Source organism: Streptomyces sp. NPDC001348, assembly GCF_053597535.1.
Genome location: NZ_JBSFIK010000036.1, coordinates 1 through 16,118, shown reverse-complemented (window position 1 = coordinate 16,118; position 16,118 = coordinate 1). Strand labels below are relative to the sequence as shown.

Below are 16,118 nucleotides of genomic sequence, written 5' to 3'. Positions count from 1 at the left end.
GGCCCGCACGTGCGTCCGTCAGCGGGCGCTCGGCAAGGACTGCCGCAGGGCCCGGACCAGTGCCTGCGCCCGGGGGTCCGCGGTCACGCTGGTGCGCAGGCCGTTGGTGACGTAGCCGAAGGCGATGCCCGCCTCGGGATCGGCGAAGCCGAGGGAGCCGCCGCGGCCGGGGTGGCCGAACGAGCCGGGGCCGAGCAGCGGGGAAGCGCTGCCGTGCAGCATGTAGCCGAGACCGAACCGGGTGTTCACCACGAGCACCCGGTCCGGGCCCGCGGAGTGCTCGGTGCGGGCCCGCCGCACCGTCTCGGGGGTGAACAGGCGCGTGCCCCCGTCCACCTCGCCGATCAGCGACGCGTAGAAGCGCGCCAGGCCGTCGGCGGTGGCGATGCCGTTGGACGCCGGCAGGGCGGCGGCGCGGTAGGCGGGGGAGTTCTCGTCGGGCAGCGGGGTGATCGCGGCGAAGGCGCGGCGGGTCAGGGAGCCGGGGTCGGCGTAGGCCTCGGTGACCGCGCGCTTCGGGCGGACCTTCAGCGCGCCCGCCCTGTCGGGGTCCTCGATCCGGCCGATCCGGCCGACGCGTCCGGCCTGCGCCGGAGGCAGGCCCAGCCACAGCTCCGCGCCGGCCGGGCCGGCGATCCCGTCCGCGATCCACTCGCCGATCGGGCGGCCGGAGACCCGGCGGAGCACCTCACTCGTGAGCCAGCTGTACGTCTGCGCGTGGTAGCCGTGGTCGGTGCCCGGCTCCCACACCGGTGCCTGGGCGGCGACGGCGGCCGCGCCCAGGCCGGGGTCGGCGGCCTCCTCCGGGGTCAGCGGACGGTCCAGGACGGGGACACCGGCCCGGTGCGCGAGCAGGTCCACGACCCGCGTGTGCTCCTTGCCCGCCGTCTTGTACTCCGGCCAGTACTCGCCGACCGGTGCGTCCAGGTCCAGCTCGCCGCGCTGGTGCAGGAGCAGCAGCGCGGCGGCGGCGACGCCCTTCGTCGCGGAGCGCACGATCTGGGCGGTGCCGCGCTCCCAGGGGGCGGTGCCGGCAGCGCCGGCAGTGCCGTCGACGTCCCTGCTGCCGGCCCACAGGTCGACGACCTTGTGCCCGTCCCGGTAGACGGCCACGGCCGCGCCCCGTTCGCCGAGCAGCTCGAAGTTGGCCGCGAACGCCTCCCTGACCGGCTCGAAGCCCTCGGCCACCGCACCGTTCACGTTCACGTCCACGCCCACCGTCCCGCACTTCCCTCCGGCTCGCCTTCGACAGGGGGTGCAACCACCGCCGTACGCCTGGGATTCCTGCGCCGCGTCAGCCGAGGACGATCGTGACGTCGATGTTGCCGCGCGTGGCGTTGGAGTACGGGCACACCTCGTGGGCCGCGTCCACCAGCTTCCCGGCGACGTCCGGGTCGAGGACCGGCAGGGAGACGCTGAGGGCGACCGCGAGGCCGTAGCCGCGCGTCTTGTTCGGGCCGATGCCGACCTTCGCGGCGACCGTCGAGCCGGTGAGGTCGTAGCCCGCCCGGTTGCCGACGAGGATCAGCGCGTTGTGGAAGCAGGAGCTGTAGCCGGCCGCGAAGAGCTGCTCGGGGTTGGTGCCGTCGCCGTCGCCGCCCAGCTGCGGCGGCATCGCGACCTTGAGGTCGATACGGCCGTCCTGGCTGGTGACATAGCCGTCCCGGCCGCCGTGCGCGGTGGCTTCGGCGACGTACATGATCTTCGTCGGGCGGGTGTCGGCAATGGTGCCGTCAGTCATGGTCGGCCTTCCACGGAACAGGTGCGCACAAGTACATCGTGCACAAGGTACTGGCCGGTAGGTCCGCTGTCGCCGCCCGGGGGAGGTAACTGTGGGTAACCCGTGGTCATCCGGTGGACGGCGCGCGGGCAGCGCGTTCCGCGAGCCTCCACAACTCCTCGCGCAACCGCGTGACCTCCGCTGCCTCGAGCCCCGTCGTCGCCAGGAGGGTGCCGGGCACGCGCGCCGCCCGCTCACGCAGTTCCGCACCGGTCCCCGTGCACGCGACGAGCACCGAGCGCTCGTCCCGCGCCGAGCGCTCCCGCCGGACCAGACCCGCCGCCTCCAGCCGCTTCAGCAGCGGCGACACCGTGCCGTAGTCCAGCCGCAGGGCGCCGGCGAGGTCCTTCACGGCCGTCTCGCCGCGCTCCCACAGCACCAGCAGGACCAGGTACTGCGGGTAGGTGAGCCCGAGCTCGTCGAGGAGCGGACGGTACGCGGCCGTCACCGCGCGCTGGGCGGCGTACAGCGCGAAGCACAGCTGCTCGTCAAGCAGCGGCGGCCCGGACTCCTCTTGATGTGTCACGCGCCCATTGTCACGGACCGGGGGTCGAAGCCGAAGGGCAGTTCCAGGCGGTGGGCGCGCATCAGCGCGTCGTCGGAGAGCAGCTCGCCGGTCGGGCCGTCGGCGGCGATCACGCCGTCGCTGAGGATCAGCGAGCGCGGGCACAGCTCCAGCGCGTACGGCAGGTCGTGCGTGACCATCAGGACCGTGACGTCCAGGGACCGCAGGATGTCGGCCAGCTCACGGCGGGAGGCCGGGTCGAGGTTGGAGGACGGCTCGTCCAGGACGAGGATCTCCGGTTCCATGGCGAGCACGGTCGCCACCGCCACCCGGCGGCGCTGCCCGAAGGACAGGTGGTGCGGCGGCCGGTCGGCGAAGTCCCGCATCCCGACCCGCTCCAGGGCGGTACTCACCCGCTCCTCGAGCACGGCCCCCTTGACCCCGGCCGCCGCCGGCCCGAACGCCACGTCCTCCCGCACGGTCGGCATGAACAGCTGGTCGTCGGGGTCCTGGAAGACGATGCCGACCTTCTGCCGGATCTCGGCCATGTGCTTCCTGCCGACCGGCAGCCCGGCCACGGTCACCGTCCCGGCGCCGCCGCCCAGGATGCCGTTGAGGTGCAGTACGAGGGTGGTCTTGCCGGCGCCGTTCGGTCCGAGCAGCGCGACCCGCTCGCCGCGCGCGACGGAGAAGTCGACGCCGAACAGGGCCTGGTGCCCGTCGGGGTAGGCGAAGGCGAGGCCGGAAACCTCCAGGGAAGCGGTGGTCACGGCGTCGGTCACAGCGTCAGTCACAGCATCAGTCACAGTGCCCATCCCAGCAGACAGACGACGAGGGCGGCCGAGGGGAGGGCGAGGGCGTACGACCACTGCGCCCGGGACGCGGTCACCTCGTCGATCACCGGCATGGAACCGGCGTAGCCACGGCTGACCATGGCCAGGTGGACCCGCTCGCCGCGTTCGTAGGAGCGGATGAACAGCGCGCCGGCCGACTTGGCGAGCACTCCCCAGTGCCGCACCCCGCGGGCCTCGAAACCGCGGGACTCCCGGGCGATCCGCATGCGGCGCATCTCGTCGGTGATGACGTCGCCGTAGCGGATCATGAAGGAGGCGATCTGGACCAGCAGCGGCGGCAGCTTCAGGCGCTGCAGGCCGAGCAGGAGTTCGCGCAGCTCGGTGGTGGCCGCGAGGAGGACGGACGCGGCGACGCCGAGGGTGCCCTTGGCGAGCACGTTCCAGGCGCCCCACAGCCCGTTCACGCTCAGGGACATCCCGAGCACGCCGACCCGCTCGCCCTCCGCGACGAACGGCATGAGCACCGCGAACGCCACGAACGGCACCTCGATCAGCAGCCGTCTCAGCAGGAAACCGGCGGGCACGCGCGCGGTGTGCGCCACGAGGGCGAGCAGGACGGCGTACAGCCCGAACGCCCACATCGCCTCGCGCGGGGTGGACACCACGACCACCACGAAGGCGAAGGCGGCGGCGAGCTTGGTGTGCGGCGGCAGCGCGTGCACGGGGGAGTGCCCGTGCCGGTAGAGCCGGTGTGCGTGCCCGGCGCCCATCTCAGGCGACCTCGGCCGGTTCGCCCGCCCGGCGCCTGCGGGCGACCACCCGGAACACCGTGCTGCCGACGACGACGGTGAACCCGACGCCGATCACACCGGCGAGACCGCCGGACAGGCGGGCGTCGGAGATGTCCTTGACGCCGTAGCCGGCCAGCGGGGAGTCGGAGCTCGCGTGCCGTCCCGTCTTCTTGTCGATGCCCTTGTCGTGGGCGACCTTCTCCAGGCCGTCGGGGTTGGCCGAGGCGTAGAAGCTGACGAAGCCGGCCAGCACCAGCGAGGTGACCAGGCCGGTGAGCCACAGCCCGCGGCGCGAGGTCCGCGCGGCGGCCGGCACCGGCGTCGCGGGGGCGTCGACCAGCTCGCCGTCCACGCGCAGCTTCAGCCGCTGCCGCAGGCCGCGGGCGCCGTACACCAGGTCCGGCCGTACGGCGATGACCGCGCCGACGGTGAGCGAGGTGATCACCGCCTCGCCGATGCCGATGAGGACGTGGACGCCGATCATCGCGGTGGCGACCTTGGGGATCGCCACGTCGGTGGTACCGCCGACGGCGTAGATCAGGGTGAAGGCGACCGCGGCGGCCGGCACCGACACCAGCGCGGCGACGAAGGAGGCGACGGTGACCGAGCGCCGCCCGCGCGGCAGTACCTTCACCAGGCCGCGGAAGACGGCGTAGGAGACCACGGTCGTGACGATCGCCATGTCGGTGATGTTCACGCCGAGCGCGGTGAGGCCGCCGTCCGCGAAGAGGATGCCCTGCATGAGCAGGACGACGGACACGCACAGGACCCCGGTGCAGGGGCCGACGAGTATCGCGGCCAGCGCGCCGCCGAGCAGATGGCCGCTGGTGCCGGCGGCGACGGGGAAGTTCAGCATCTGCACCGCGAAGATGAACGCCGCCACCAGTCCGGCCAACGGCGCCGTGCGTTCGTCGAGTTCACGCCGGGCACCGCGCAGGCTCACGGCGAGGGCGCTCGCGGCGACCGCACCGGTGACGGCGGAGGTGGGGGCGTCGATGAATCCGTCAGGTACATGCACCGTTTGATTTTAAGGGCTTGTTGCGAACCTCTTGCAAGAGCGAGGTGGCGGCACGGTGTGCGCAAACCGGAACATATGCGACATTGGAGGGGGGTGGACGCACGACTTCCACGCAGGTCGCTGAGGGTAAGGGGCCGTCCGATGTCCGTAGTCGAGCAGTACGCGCGGGCCCACATAGTCACCGACGAGGACAATCCGGAGGATCCCGCCGTCCCGGTGGTCCTGCGCTACGACCCCGACGCCGACCCGCGGTCGGTGCGGGTCGGCCTGCCCGGGCCGCACGAGTGGACGTTCTCCCGGTCCCTGCTGGAGCAGGGGCTGACGGCACCGGCCGAGAGCGGGGACGTACGCGTGTGGCCGTTGGGCCGGGTGCAGGCCGTGGTGGAGTTCCACGACAAGCAGGGCGTCTCGGTGGTGCAGTTCGACCTGAAGCCGCTCATACGGTTCCTGCGCCGGACCTACACGGCATAGATAGGGCCTGTCCGGCGGATCATGCCGCAGACGCGGGGTTTGGCACGCCCTCCCCCACTCTCGGCTCCGCTCGAGCGGGTGGTGCCCCCACCGGCGTTGTCGTCGGTTGTCGACTCCCCCACTCTCGGCTGCGCTCGAGCGGGGGGACCCCCATCGCGTCGACGCCCTCCTCCGCCTTGCAGCCGGACGCTCCCCCACGCTCGAACCGAGCTCGCGCGGGGGCACCCCCATTCGCCCCGCTCACGAGCGCCGATGAGGCACCGCCCGTGCCCTGCGACCGGATCCGCCGGACAGGCCCTGGCCCCGCTCTCCGGGACGGCCCTGCTCCCCGGGCTGGTCAGCCGCCCATCTTCAGCAGCGACGCCACGATCGGTCCCGCCGTGTCGCCGCCGTGCCCGCCCGCCTGGACGACACCGGCCGCCGCGAGGTCCCCGCGGTACGCCGTGAACCAGCCGTTGGGCTTCTTCTGGCCGTCGACCTCCGCCGAGCCGGTCTTGGCGCCGTAGTTCGGGCCGAGGCCCGCCATCGCCTTGGCTGCCGTGCCGTAGGTGGCCGTGTACTGCATGACCTCCTTCAACTCGGCCTGCGTCTTCGCCGACATCGTGCGGGAGGCCTTCGCCAGCGTGCGGTGGTCCACCGTCGGGGAGACCAGGTACGGCTGGTGGAAGACACCCGTCTCCACCGTCGACGCCACCGAGGCCATGTTCAGCGGGTTCATGCGCACCCCGCCCTGCCCGATCAGCGAGGCGCCCATCTGCGCGCCGCTCTGCACCGGGACCGAGCCGTCGAAGGTCGGGACACCGATGGCCCAGTTGTTCATGCCGAGGCCGTAGACCTGCTGGGCCTCCTTCGTCAGATCGCTGTCGGACAGCTTCGGAGCGAAGTTGATGAAGGCGTTGTTGCAGGAGGCCCCGAAGGCCAGCTTGAACGTGCCCTTCTTGATCTCGGAGTTGTCGTCGTTGTGGAACGTCCAGCCGGCGAGCTTGTACTTCTTCGGGCAGGGGTGCGACACGTCGGGGTGGACGAGGTCCTTCTCGAACAGCATCGTCGACGTCACGATCTTCATCGTGGAGCCGGGCGCGAGCGAGCCCTGGAAGGCCGTGTTCCAGCCGTGGGCGGTGTTGGCCACCGCGAGGATCTCGCCGGTCGAGGGGCGCATGACCACCACCGACGCCCGCGCCTGCTTGCTCACCTGCTTCTCGGCGGCGGCCTGGAAGGCCGGGTCGAGCGTGGTCTTCACCGTGCCCGGGGTTCCCTGGGTCAGCTCGAGGAGCGTCTTGTCGGACAGCTTGGCCTCCGTCGACGCCTTCCCGCGCACCACGCGCAGCTCCACGCCCGCCTTGCCGCCCGCGACCTTGCCGAACTTCTCGCGCAGCCCGTCCAGGACGGTGCCCAGCGACGGGTACTTGGCGACGGTCAGCTCCCCGCCGTCGCGGTCCAGCGCCTTCACGGGCGGGGTGCCCGACTCGCCGGTGACCAGCTTGTCGCCGTCCCTGAGGTCGGGGTGGACGACGGAGGCGTGCCAGTCGACCAGCGGCTTGCCGTCACTCGCCCGTCGTACGACGGTGAGCGTGCTGTCGTAGGCCAGCGGCTTGCTCATGCCCTTGTACGACACCGTGCACTTGACGCGGAAGGGGACCTTGGCGCCGGTGCGGGCGCCGGCGGTGACGGTGACGTCCTTGAGGTGGGCGTCCTTGGTGTAGCCGGTGAGCAGCGAGGCGGCTGCCGAGGATTCGTCGGTGGCGGCCGCGGCCTCCGTGGCCTTGCCGTGCTGCCAGGCGGTCAGGAAGCGCGCCGCGGTGGTGCGCACCTCCGTCGCGGACAGCGGGCCGGTCTTCACCGCCTTGTGGGCGGACGAGCCGTGCTTGCCGTCCTCGGCCGCCGCTCCGCCGCCGTACAGCGCGTAGACACCGAGCCCGGCGCCGCCGACGACCACGGCGATCATCCCGCCGAGTACCGCCGGCGAGGTCTTCCGTCGCTCGGCGACGCGTCTTCTATTGCCCACAGCTTCCGAATCCTCCGCGTATCCCCAGGGTCCCCGTTGCCCTCGCACCCCTCACAATCCCCAACGACAACGACCACCCTAGAGTCCCGATGTGCACAGGTGACTTCAGCCACCACTCCGTAGCACGGTTGCGACAATCGGGCCGGCCGCGTCGATGCCATGGCCGCCGTCCTGGGTCATCGCGGCGGCGGCGATGTCACCGCGGTAACCGGTGAACCAGCTGTTGGACCTGGCCTGCCCGTCGACCTCCGCCGAGCCGGTCTTGGCGCCGTAGTCCGGGCCGAGACCCGCCATCACGCCGGCCGCGGTGCCGCTGGTGGCGGTGCGGTTCATCATCGAGCGGAGCTGGGCGGCCGTGGCCGCGGACAGCCCCCGGGCGGTTGCGATGTCCCGCCCGTCCAGCTTCGGGGAGACGATGACCGGCTGCCGGAAGGCACCCGTCATCGCGGTCGCTGTGACGGACGCCATGTTCAGCGGGCTTATCTGGACCTGGCCCTGCCCGATCAGGTTGGCGGCGGTGTCGGGGCCGCCGGAGGCGGGGACCCTGCCGTCGAACGACGGGATGCCGACCTTCCAGTTGTCCTGCCCGAGCCCGAACCGTTCCTCGGCCTCCTTGGTCAGGGAGTCCACCTTCACCTTCTTCACGAACTTCACGAACGCGGTGTTGCAGGAGCGCGCGAAGCTCTCGGAGAGGGTGGCGTGCTCGTCGGGGGCCAGGCCCTTGAGGTTGCCGAAGGTCTGGCTCTGCCAGGTCGCGGTGGGCGGGCAGGGCGCCGGGCCGTTCGCCGTGGTGAGGCCCGAGTCGATGAGGGTGGCCGCGGTGACGATCTTCATCGTGGAGCCGGGCGCGAGCTCACCGAGGAACGCGGCGTCGAAACCGTCCTCGCGGTGGTTGGCCACCGCCAGTACCTCTCCGGTGCTGGGCCTGAGGGCCACCACCGACGACTCGGTGTACTTGCCCACCGCCGTCTCGGCCGCCGCCTGGGCGCCCGCGCTGAGGGTCGTCGGGAGCCTGCCCGCCCTGCCCTTGGCGAGGGTGAGGAGAGTGGTGTCCGCGGTGTTCTGGTCCGCGTGCCTGATCACCAGCTCGACGCCGGGCCTGCCGCCCGCCTTGTCGCCGTACCGTTCGCGCAGCTCGTCCAGGATCGGCCCGAGGGACGGGTACTTCTCCTTCGTCAGCGCTTTCCCGTCGCGGTCCACGGCCTCGATCGGCGGGGCCTTCGCATCGCCGGTGACGAGCGTGTCGCCCTTGCTCAGCCGTGGGTGCACGACGGACGGCTGCCAGTCGACCAGCGCCCGGTGCGTGGTCTCACCGCGCACCACCGTCAGCCGGCTCCGGTACTCGAGCGGCTTGGACACCCCCCGGTAGGACACCGTCGCCTGCACCGTGAAGGGAACGGTGTCCCCGCTCGCGGCGCCGGTCGTGACGTGCACCTTCGTGATGTGCGCCGCCTGCCCGTACGCCGTCAGCAGCGACGCGGCGTCCTCCGGGTGGTTCGTGTACGAGGCCGCGGTCGTGGCCCGCCCCTTCTCCCAGGCCGCGAAGAACGTGCCGGTGGTCTGCCTCACCTCGGCACCGGACGGCGGTCCCGTCCGCACGGACTCCGTCCCGCCGTCATCGTTCAACGCGGACAGGATGTTGTACGCCCCGTACCCGGCCCCGCCCACCAGGACCACGAGGACCCCGCCCACGACGGCGACCTTGACCCCCTTGCGCATGCGCGCTCTCCTCCCCCGTTCCCCGCCCCCCGTTACCGTCCTCGCACTGTAAGTGACGGGTGGGGTTCCCGTGAGAGCGGTTTTCGGAACGGTGTCCGAATGGAGATCAGGGAATGTGCCCGGACGTGCCTCATGTCCGGGTGCCCGGCCGCATACGTGAACGGTCGTCCAGCAGGGAGAGGAAGGCGGCGGCCGGGGGCGACGGGGTGAACCGGCTCCAGACGAGGTGCTCCACCCGCACCGGCCCGTCGGTGATCGGCACGCACCGCACTCCGTGCAGTTCGTCGGTGAACGGCGCGGGCAGCAGGGCGATGCCCAGTCCATGGCGGACCATACGGACCATCAGCTCGACGCCGGACACTTCGAAGGCGACCTCCCGCCGCAGGCCGGCCGCGGCGAACGCCTGGTCCGACTGGGCGCGGGCGGCGCTGCCCTCGGCGAAGTCCACGAACACCTCGTCGGCGAGGCGGCGGAGGTCCACCTCCTCCTCCGCGGCCAGCGGGTGGCCGGGGACGACCACCGCGACATGCCGCCCGTGGCCGAGTTCCCGGTCACGGACGCCCTGCGGCCGGAACCCGGGCGGTACGCCGAGGAAGGCCACGTCCACGCCGCCGTCCCGCACCTGTTCGACGAACCGCTCGCTGGAGCCCGCCCGGAGGCTGATCCGCACCTGGGGGTAGCGCAGGCGGTAGTCCCGGAGCACCGCGGGGAGGTCGACGGCCGCCACGGTGGGGATCGATCCGACGGTCAGCGTGCCCCGTATCTCGCCGGTGGCCGCCGCCACCTCCGCCCGAGCCCGCTCGGCCGCCTCCAGCGCCTGCCGGGCGGCCGGCAGGAACGCCTCCCCGGCGGTGGTCAGCCGCACCCGGCGGCTGGTCCGGTCGAACAGCCGGGCGCCCAGTTCCTTCTCCAGCCGGGCCACCTGGTGGCTGAGCGCGGACTGGACGATGTGGCACCGCTCCGCGGCTCGGGTGAAGCTGGCGGTCTCCGCCACCGCGAGGACGTAACGCATCTGCTGAAGGTCCATCGATCCATCGTGAAACGCGATGGATCGGATGACAAACATGCGTTGGACCCATGGATGCCTGCTCCGCGAAGCTCGAACCACACCGACCGTCACCGGCGCCCCGGCGCCCCGGCCCCGCGGAGACCCCCATGCGTGTGATCGCCTTCGACCACCTCGTCCTGAACGTCGCCGACGTCGAGCGTTCGCTCGCCTTCTACACCGGCCCCCTGGGCCTGGAACCGGTGCGGGTGGAGGAGTGGCGGGCCGGTAAGGCGCCCTTCCCGTCCGTGCGGGTGAGCCCCACCACGATCATCGACCTGGTCGAGGCGCCCGCCGACCGGCCGGAGGGCTCCAACGTCGACCACATCTGCCTGGTGGTCGAGCCGCTCGACTGGCAGCAGGTCGTCGACTCCGGTGTCTTCACGGTCCTGGACGGCCCCGGCGAACGCTTCGGCGCCCGCGGCACCGCGCTCTCCCTCTACGTGCGGGACCCGGACGGCAACACGGTGGAACTGCGGTGGTACCCGCAGGCCGACTGAGTGTCGGCCGGGCGGCGTCCCTGACGGGTCACTCGCGCCGGCCTGCGCGCTCGGCGGTGAGGCGGACCTCGAAGCCGTCCAGGAGGGACCGGAGGCCGAACGCGAAGGTGTCGTCGGGCGCCGCGGCGTACTCCGTGGCGGCAGTGGTGCCGAGGCGTTCGCGCAGGCGCGGGAACCGCATGGCCGTCTCGGTGGCGCGTGCCATGGCGTCGGCCATCAGCTGCCCGGCGTCCGCGCCGTTCCTGCTCAGCCGGCGGTTCAGCGAGACCTGTGCGGCGGGGCCGAGGGCGCTGCCGAGCACGAAGGTCAGCACCGTGGCGGCCGCCCGGTCCGCGTCGGCCGGGCCGAAGCCGGCCTTTTCGTAGATGGCGAGGCTCAGGTCGTTGTGCCGGGCCTGGCCGCTTCCGTACAGGAAGTTGCTGCCGAACGCCTGGACGAGCCAGGGGTGCCGGGTGAGCATCGCGTGCATGCCGGTGGCGTGGGCGGTGGCGGCGGTGCGCCAGTCGGTGGCGTCGGGATCGGGCAGTGCGATCTCCTGCCAGATCGCGTCGCCCGCGAGCCGGACCAGTTCGTCCTTGGTCTTGATGTGCCAGTAGACGGCCGTGGCGGCAGAGTCGAGACGTTTCGCCAGGCTCCGCATGTTGAGCCCGTCCAGTCCCTCTTCGTCGAGCAGCTCGATGGCAGCACGGATGATCCGGTCCGCGGTCAGCGTGTCTCGTGGCATGGCCGCCAGCTTACTTGTACTTAGTTCATCCCCGCTCTTGCACTTAGTTCAAGCGACTGGCTACAGTCGTTCTTGTACTTAGTTCAAGCGCTGAAGGGGGAGTCATGTCGCAGGAAAAGCTCGGGGAGTTCGTCAAGACACAGGCTACGGAACTCGGCGTTCCCGGCGTGGCCGTCGGGGTCCTGGTGGACGGTCAGGAGATCTACGCCTCGCACGGAGTGACGAGCCTGGGCAACCCGCTGCCGGTCGACGAGAAGACGCTGTTCCACCTGGCGTCGGTGTCCAAGACGTTCACGGCGACCGCGCTGATGCGCCTGGTCGCCGAGGGGAAGGTGGACCTCCACGCACCGGTGCGGCGCTACGTGCCCGAGCTGGAACTCGCCGACGACGAGGCCGCGTCGCGGATCACCGTCCTGAATCTGCTCAACCACACCGCGGGTCTGGACTGGAACCTGATCGACGACGGCGAGGGCGACCGCTCCCTGGCCGGACTCGTGGCGAAGCTGCCGCAGCTGCCGCTCATCGCACCGCCCGGGACCCGGGCGTCGTACAGCCAGGCCGGCTACAACCTGGCCGGACGGATCGTCGAGAAGGTCACGGGCCTGCCCTTCGAGCAGGCCATGGCCTCGCTCGTCCTGGAACCGGTGGGCCTCACGGACACCGTGTACGGACTCACCGAGGTGATGCTCCGCAAGTTCGCCGTGGGCCACAACCGCGGCGACGACGGCGAGCTGCGCCCCGCCCGGCCCTGGGCGGCGTTCAGGGAGGGGGCGCGCGGCGACAACCCCGGCGGGGGTCTCGCCTCCTCGGTGAGCGATCTGCTGCGCTGGGCACGGTTCCAGCTCGGCGACGGCGAGGGCGTGCTGCCCGCCGCGGAGCTGCACCGCATGCGGGAGCAGACGGTCGGGCTGCGGGCCAGCACGCTCGGCGACGGCTTCGGCATCTGCTGGTTCCTGCACGACCTGGACGGTGTCCGGGCGATCGGCCACGGCGGCTCGGGCAACGGCCAGTTCGCCGAGCTGCTCATCGTGCCCGAGCGCGGCTTCGCGGTGGTCTCCCTGGCCAACGCCGGCCCGGACGGCTACCCCTTCAACCAGTCCGTCGTGCGCTGGGCACTCGAGCACTACCTCGGCGTCGTCGAGAAGACGGCGGAGCCGCTCCCGTACGACGAGGGGCAGGCCAAGCAGTTCGTCGGCCGCTACGAGATCGACGCCATGAACCTCGACATCGACACCGACGGCACCCGTCTCACCCTGGCGGTCGGGATCAAGCCGGAGATCCGTGCGGCGTCGGACGAGGAGATGCCCCCGGACTACCCGGCCGCGGGCATCGGCATCCTTCCCGGCGACGGTGACGAGTACATCGTCACGGAAGGCGGCCTCGAGGGGCAGCGCGGCTACTTCTCCCGCGACGCCGACGGCGCGATCACCGGCGTCGACCTCGCCGGCCGGCTCTTCGGCCGGGCCCCGGGAGCAGCCTGACCCGGCACCGGAAGGGGCGGTCCGGGTGGCCGCCCCGCCCGGCTGGACCCAGGTGTCGATCCGCATCCGCGACCGCCAGTCGTCGATCGGGATCGCGGTGCTTGTGTACAGGGGCCAGAAGTGGATGAAGTCCGCGCGGCCGGGCCCGACGGGTCCCCGACCTGCGCGTTCACCTCTCACCGGAACGCGATCAGGCGGCCTGGGCCGTCTCTGGGCCGTGATCTTGACGATTGGACGCCAGGCAGAGGGCGTCGACGGCCTTTCGAGTGCGTCCCTCACTGCTCGGCACTGGTGCGTTCCAGCGATCACTCAAGACTGACAGATATATTTCGTAGCTCGATATATGCTTGATGCATGACCAGACGGAACCCGCCCTTGACGGAACCGCAGTACTTCATCCTTGCTGCGCTCATGGATGGTCCGTTGCACGGTTACGGCATCATCAAGGCCGCCGAGCAGGCCACCGACGGGCGGCTCCGGATCGCTGTCGGCACGCTCTACGGCGCGCTGGAGCGGATGGAGCGGGCCGGGCTGGTGGCCGCCGGCCATGAGGAGATCGTGGACGGGCGAGCGCGGCGCTACTACCGGCTCACCGAGGACGGCAACGAGGCGCTCGGCCGGGAAGCGCTGCGGATGCAGCAGGCGGCGGCCGTCGTCATCGGACGCGCGCGGAACGCCGGGGCGGCCCCGGCATGAATCGTCTGCTGCTTGCGGCCTATCCCAAGTCCTACCGTTCCCGGCAGGGCAAGGAGTTGCTGGCCTGCCTGGCCGAGGCATATCCCGGCCGCTCCTGGCCCCCGCCGCGGGAAGTTGCCGCCTTGGTGCGCGCCGGGGTGCAGGCCCGCGCCCGTGCCACCGTTGACGACTCCACTCGGCCGTGGTGGCTGGACGGCATCCATCTGGCCACCCTGGCCCTCGCCGCGCTGGCGCTGGTTCCGTACCTGCAGGATGTGTGGCACTGGGCACTGCACATCGACCCCGGACAGCACGCCATCGCCTTCCACTTCTCCGGCTGGTATCCGTGGGCCGGAGGTCCCACGCGGATACGGCTGCTGCCCTACGGGCTGCTCCCGCTGGGCTGCCTGATCGCTCTGCTGCGTGGCAGAGCGTGGATCGCGCTGCCGGCCGCGGCAGCCATGATCTGGGCCGGCGCCACGACCCACGGCCGTACCTTCTTCGGCGACGAGGGCAAGGCGGGCTTGAGCTACTACGGGTTGGGAGCTCCGATAACGGCCCGTGACCTGGCGCTCTCGGGAACACTGTGCGCCGCGTGCGCCGTGCTGGCGCTCTGCCGACCCAGCCGTCTGCGACGCCGCTCGTACCGCTGGCTGGCCCCCGTCGTGCTCGCCATGTTCGTGGCCGGGGGCCTGCACATCATCTCTGTCAGCCCGACTTTCCAGCGCGGCTTGTTCGTCCTCGAGGTCGCCGCGCTGCTGGGCGCGTGGGTGGCGACGGCAGCCACCGGCGACCACCGGTGGCTGATCCCCGTCGCGGCCGTCGCGATCGTCCGCACGCAGGCGATCGTCGTCCAGCCGGACGCGTTCATGCAGTCCTTTCCGGACCTGGTCGTTCTTCTCCTGCTGATCGCACCCCTCCCCGCCCTGGCGATCACCGCCCAGCGCCGACAGGGCCAGGCACTCCCCGAATAGGAGCGGACCCCCGGTGGGCCGGCCGAGCCCGGCGGCCCACGTCGTGCCACAAGACGTGTGTGACCTACTCAACGGAAGAAACAGAGCGATGACTCAGTACGATCCTCCGACCCTGCCCGCGCACCGTCCGGGGGCCTCGAGGCAGGCCCCCGAGACCCCCGACGCCCCCAGCCTGTCGCGTACGACACGGCCGTGGATGCCGGCTCTGCAGTACACCCTGGGGTTCCTGACGGTCTACCTGATCGCCATCTGCACCCCGTGGGGGCAACGACCTGAGAACGCCCTGTTCGGTCTCGGTAAACAGGGCGGCGAAGAAGCATGGTTCTACCCCCTGTCAGGAGCGGCCTACGGCTCGACGCCCCTGCCGCCGCTGGAACTGAGTGCCAAGCCCACCCTGATGGTGGGCCTGGCCGTCATCGTGGTCCTCACCCTGGTGCGGCGGTGCTGGTGGCCGGGGTGCGCGGCGCTCGGGGTCGTCATTCTCACGACCGGAGGCAATGAGGTGCTCAAATCGATTCTGCCCCGCCCCGATCTGGTGGGCGCGCCAGAGAATCTCCTTGACAATGGTTTCCCCAGCGGGCACACGGCCATCCCCGCCGCGCTGACCCTCGCCGCCGTCCTCGTGGTTTCCCCCCGCATCCGCCCCTACGTCGCCACGGCCGGTGTGCTGTGGCTCGCCTGCATCGCCGCCTACAGCGCGACCAACGGCGGCCACCGGCCCAGCGAAGTGCTGGGGGCCACACTATTGGCGTGTGTCTGTTACGGCCTCGCAACCTGGCTGCTGCCGCCGTCCGCTGCGCCGGGCGCCACGCGGAGCCCTCGAGCGCTGCCCGTCATCACTCTGACGCTGGCATTGGCCGTCGCCCTCGTTTCCGGCGCACGGAACGACACCCTCACAAGGTCACTGGTCTCCGCGGCGACGGGCTTCATATGTGCGGCCCTGGTCTGGTACGCCGCAGTCGGGCGGCCTGCACACACCGCACGCCGCACACGCCGCGCACTGGGCTGACCACCCGGCCGGCTCCGGGCGGGAACCGGCGCATCCTGGCAAAGCGGCTGTCCGATGCCACCGCCTCGGTGCTCATCCGCCCGCCATGGATGTCTGCGCGGGCCCCTTGCTGACTCTGCTTCCCCCAGGTGTCCCCCCGGCAGCGGGTGGCACACGGAAAGCCGCAGGTCGTGGAAGGTGAACTGGGCCCGCTGTAAATCTGCTGTCCTGTCCCAGGTTTCCGTGGACGTCGTCCGTCCGCCGGCCCCCAGCAACGGGCTCATGGTCTCTGCCCCGGGCCGGGGGCTTCGTCCGCCATTAGGTGGTTGGGCGCTGGCCACCGGCACGGATCAGCAGTTCGACTACTTGCAGCGCCCCAGCCACCTCGGCTTGGTTGAATCCGCTGTCGATCACGTTGGTGACGGTCGTTGCGACCGCTGAGAAGTCGTCACCTCGCCTACGCGCCGCGTTCATGCCCATGTTCAGCGCTTCGTAGCGGGCGACAGTCTGAAGGCCGTCACCAATCTTCCAGGGCTCCGCCAGAACGAGTGTGGGGGACTGCTGCAGGGTTGGGTGACACCTGACCTGGCTTGCTGAGAAGCAGCCTGGAAGGATGTCGCTGTGCCCAAGCCGTATCCGAAGGAGTTC

At 71.2% G+C, this 16,118-nt stretch carries 17 protein-coding genes; 6 read left to right on the top strand and 11 right to left on the bottom strand.

Features of this window, described 5'->3' with window-relative positions; genetic code table 11:
* Positions 1-18: 18 nt before the first annotated feature.
* The 6 genes from ACWC21_RS30440 to ACWC21_RS30415 all read right to left on the bottom strand — a co-directional run bounded on the left by ACWC21_RS30440 (position 19) and on the right by ACWC21_RS30415 (position 4,888).
* Positions 19-1,206: a serine hydrolase domain-containing protein gene (locus ACWC21_RS30440; protein ID WP_450886536.1), complete on the bottom strand. Its 1,188-nt coding sequence runs from the start codon at positions 1,204-1,206 to the stop codon at positions 19-21.
* An 88-nt stretch (positions 1,207-1,294) separates the two neighbouring features.
* Positions 1,295-1,741 carry an organic hydroperoxide resistance protein gene (locus ACWC21_RS30435; protein ID WP_450886412.1) on the bottom strand — a complete coding sequence of 149 codons (447 nt, stop codon included), beginning with the start codon at positions 1,739-1,741 and terminating at the stop codon, positions 1,295-1,297.
* Positions 1,742-1,847: 106 nt separating this feature from the next.
* Entirely contained in the window at positions 1,848-2,306 is a 459-nt protein-coding gene (locus tag ACWC21_RS30430; RefSeq protein WP_450886411.1) for a MarR family winged helix-turn-helix transcriptional regulator, read from the bottom strand.
* Positions 2,303-3,100 carry an energy-coupling factor ABC transporter ATP-binding protein gene (locus tag ACWC21_RS30425; protein WP_450886410.1) on the bottom strand — a complete coding sequence of 266 codons (798 nt, stop codon included), beginning with the start codon at positions 3,098-3,100 and terminating at the stop codon, positions 2,303-2,305. The genes ACWC21_RS30430 and ACWC21_RS30425 overlap by 4 nt, the downstream gene beginning before the upstream one ends.
* Positions 3,088-3,849: a cobalt ECF transporter T component CbiQ gene (gene cbiQ, locus ACWC21_RS30420; RefSeq protein WP_450886409.1), complete on the bottom strand. Its 762-nt coding sequence runs from the start codon at positions 3,847-3,849 to the stop codon at positions 3,088-3,090. Before cbiQ ends, ACWC21_RS30425 begins: the two co-directional genes overlap by 13 nt.
* A gap of 1 nt (position 3,850) precedes the next feature.
* Positions 3,851-4,888, bottom strand: a complete 1,038-nt coding sequence (locus ACWC21_RS30415; protein ID WP_450886408.1) for an energy-coupling factor ABC transporter permease — start codon at positions 4,886-4,888, stop codon at positions 3,851-3,853.
* Positions 4,889-5,029: 141 nt separating this feature from the next.
* Between ACWC21_RS30415 and ACWC21_RS30410 the strand changes: the two genes are divergently transcribed.
* Entirely contained in the window at positions 5,030-5,359 is a 330-nt protein-coding gene (locus ACWC21_RS30410; RefSeq protein ID WP_450886406.1) for an SsgA family sporulation/cell division regulator, read from the top strand.
* 337 nt (positions 5,360-5,696) lie between these two features.
* On the opposite strand, the gene ACWC21_RS30405 is transcribed toward ACWC21_RS30410, so the two are convergent.
* The 3 genes from ACWC21_RS30405 to ACWC21_RS30395 form a co-directional block, all read right to left on the bottom strand.
* Entirely contained in the window at positions 5,697-7,364 is a 1,668-nt protein-coding gene (locus ACWC21_RS30405) for a penicillin-binding transpeptidase domain-containing protein (RefSeq protein ID WP_450886404.1), read from the bottom strand.
* Positions 7,365-7,469: 105 nt separating this feature from the next.
* On the bottom strand, positions 7,470-9,083 hold the full coding sequence (locus ACWC21_RS30400) for a penicillin-binding transpeptidase domain-containing protein (protein WP_450886403.1): 1,614 nt from the start codon (positions 9,081-9,083) through the stop codon (positions 7,470-7,472).
* 130 nt (positions 9,084-9,213) lie between these two features.
* Positions 9,214-10,110 carry a LysR family transcriptional regulator gene (locus ACWC21_RS30395; protein ID WP_450886402.1) on the bottom strand — a complete coding sequence of 299 codons (897 nt, stop codon included), beginning with the start codon at positions 10,108-10,110 and terminating at the stop codon, positions 9,214-9,216.
* A 128-nt stretch (positions 10,111-10,238) separates the two neighbouring features.
* Here ACWC21_RS30395 and ACWC21_RS30390 point away from each other — a divergent pair, with 128 nt between their 5' ends.
* On the top strand, positions 10,239-10,628 hold the full coding sequence (locus ACWC21_RS30390) for a VOC family protein (protein WP_450886400.1): 390 nt from the start codon (positions 10,239-10,241) through the stop codon (positions 10,626-10,628).
* A gap of 28 nt (positions 10,629-10,656) precedes the next feature.
* Here the strand turns inward: ACWC21_RS30390 and ACWC21_RS30385 are convergent, their stop codons facing one another.
* A complete protein-coding gene (locus ACWC21_RS30385) occupies positions 10,657-11,352 on the bottom strand; it encodes a TetR/AcrR family transcriptional regulator (protein ID WP_450886399.1) in 696 nt (231 codons plus the stop codon).
* A 104-nt stretch (positions 11,353-11,456) separates the two neighbouring features.
* Between ACWC21_RS30385 and ACWC21_RS30380 the strand changes: the two genes are divergently transcribed.
* The 4 genes from ACWC21_RS30380 (at position 11,457) to ACWC21_RS30365 (ending at position 15,491) form a co-directional block, all read left to right on the top strand.
* Entirely contained in the window at positions 11,457-12,833 is a 1,377-nt protein-coding gene (locus ACWC21_RS30380; protein ID WP_450886398.1) for a serine hydrolase domain-containing protein, read from the top strand.
* Between the two features lie 354 nt (positions 12,834-13,187).
* Positions 13,188-13,529, top strand: coding sequence for a PadR family transcriptional regulator (locus ACWC21_RS30375; protein WP_450886396.1), 342 nt, complete (start codon positions 13,188-13,190; stop codon positions 13,527-13,529).
* Positions 13,526-14,482 carry a hypothetical protein gene (locus tag ACWC21_RS30370; protein ID WP_450886395.1) on the top strand — a complete coding sequence of 319 codons (957 nt, stop codon included), beginning with the start codon at positions 13,526-13,528 and terminating at the stop codon, positions 14,480-14,482. The genes ACWC21_RS30375 and ACWC21_RS30370 overlap by 4 nt, the downstream gene beginning before the upstream one ends.
* An 88-nt stretch (positions 14,483-14,570) precedes the next feature.
* On the top strand, positions 14,571-15,491 hold the full coding sequence (locus ACWC21_RS30365) for a phosphatase PAP2 family protein (protein WP_450886393.1): 921 nt from the start codon (positions 14,571-14,573) through the stop codon (positions 15,489-15,491).
* A 297-nt stretch (positions 15,492-15,788) separates the two neighbouring features.
* Here ACWC21_RS30365 and ACWC21_RS30360 read toward each other — a convergent pair.
* The coding region (locus tag ACWC21_RS30360) for a hypothetical protein (protein ID WP_450886391.1) at positions 15,789-16,118 on the bottom strand (330 nt) is incomplete at its 5' end.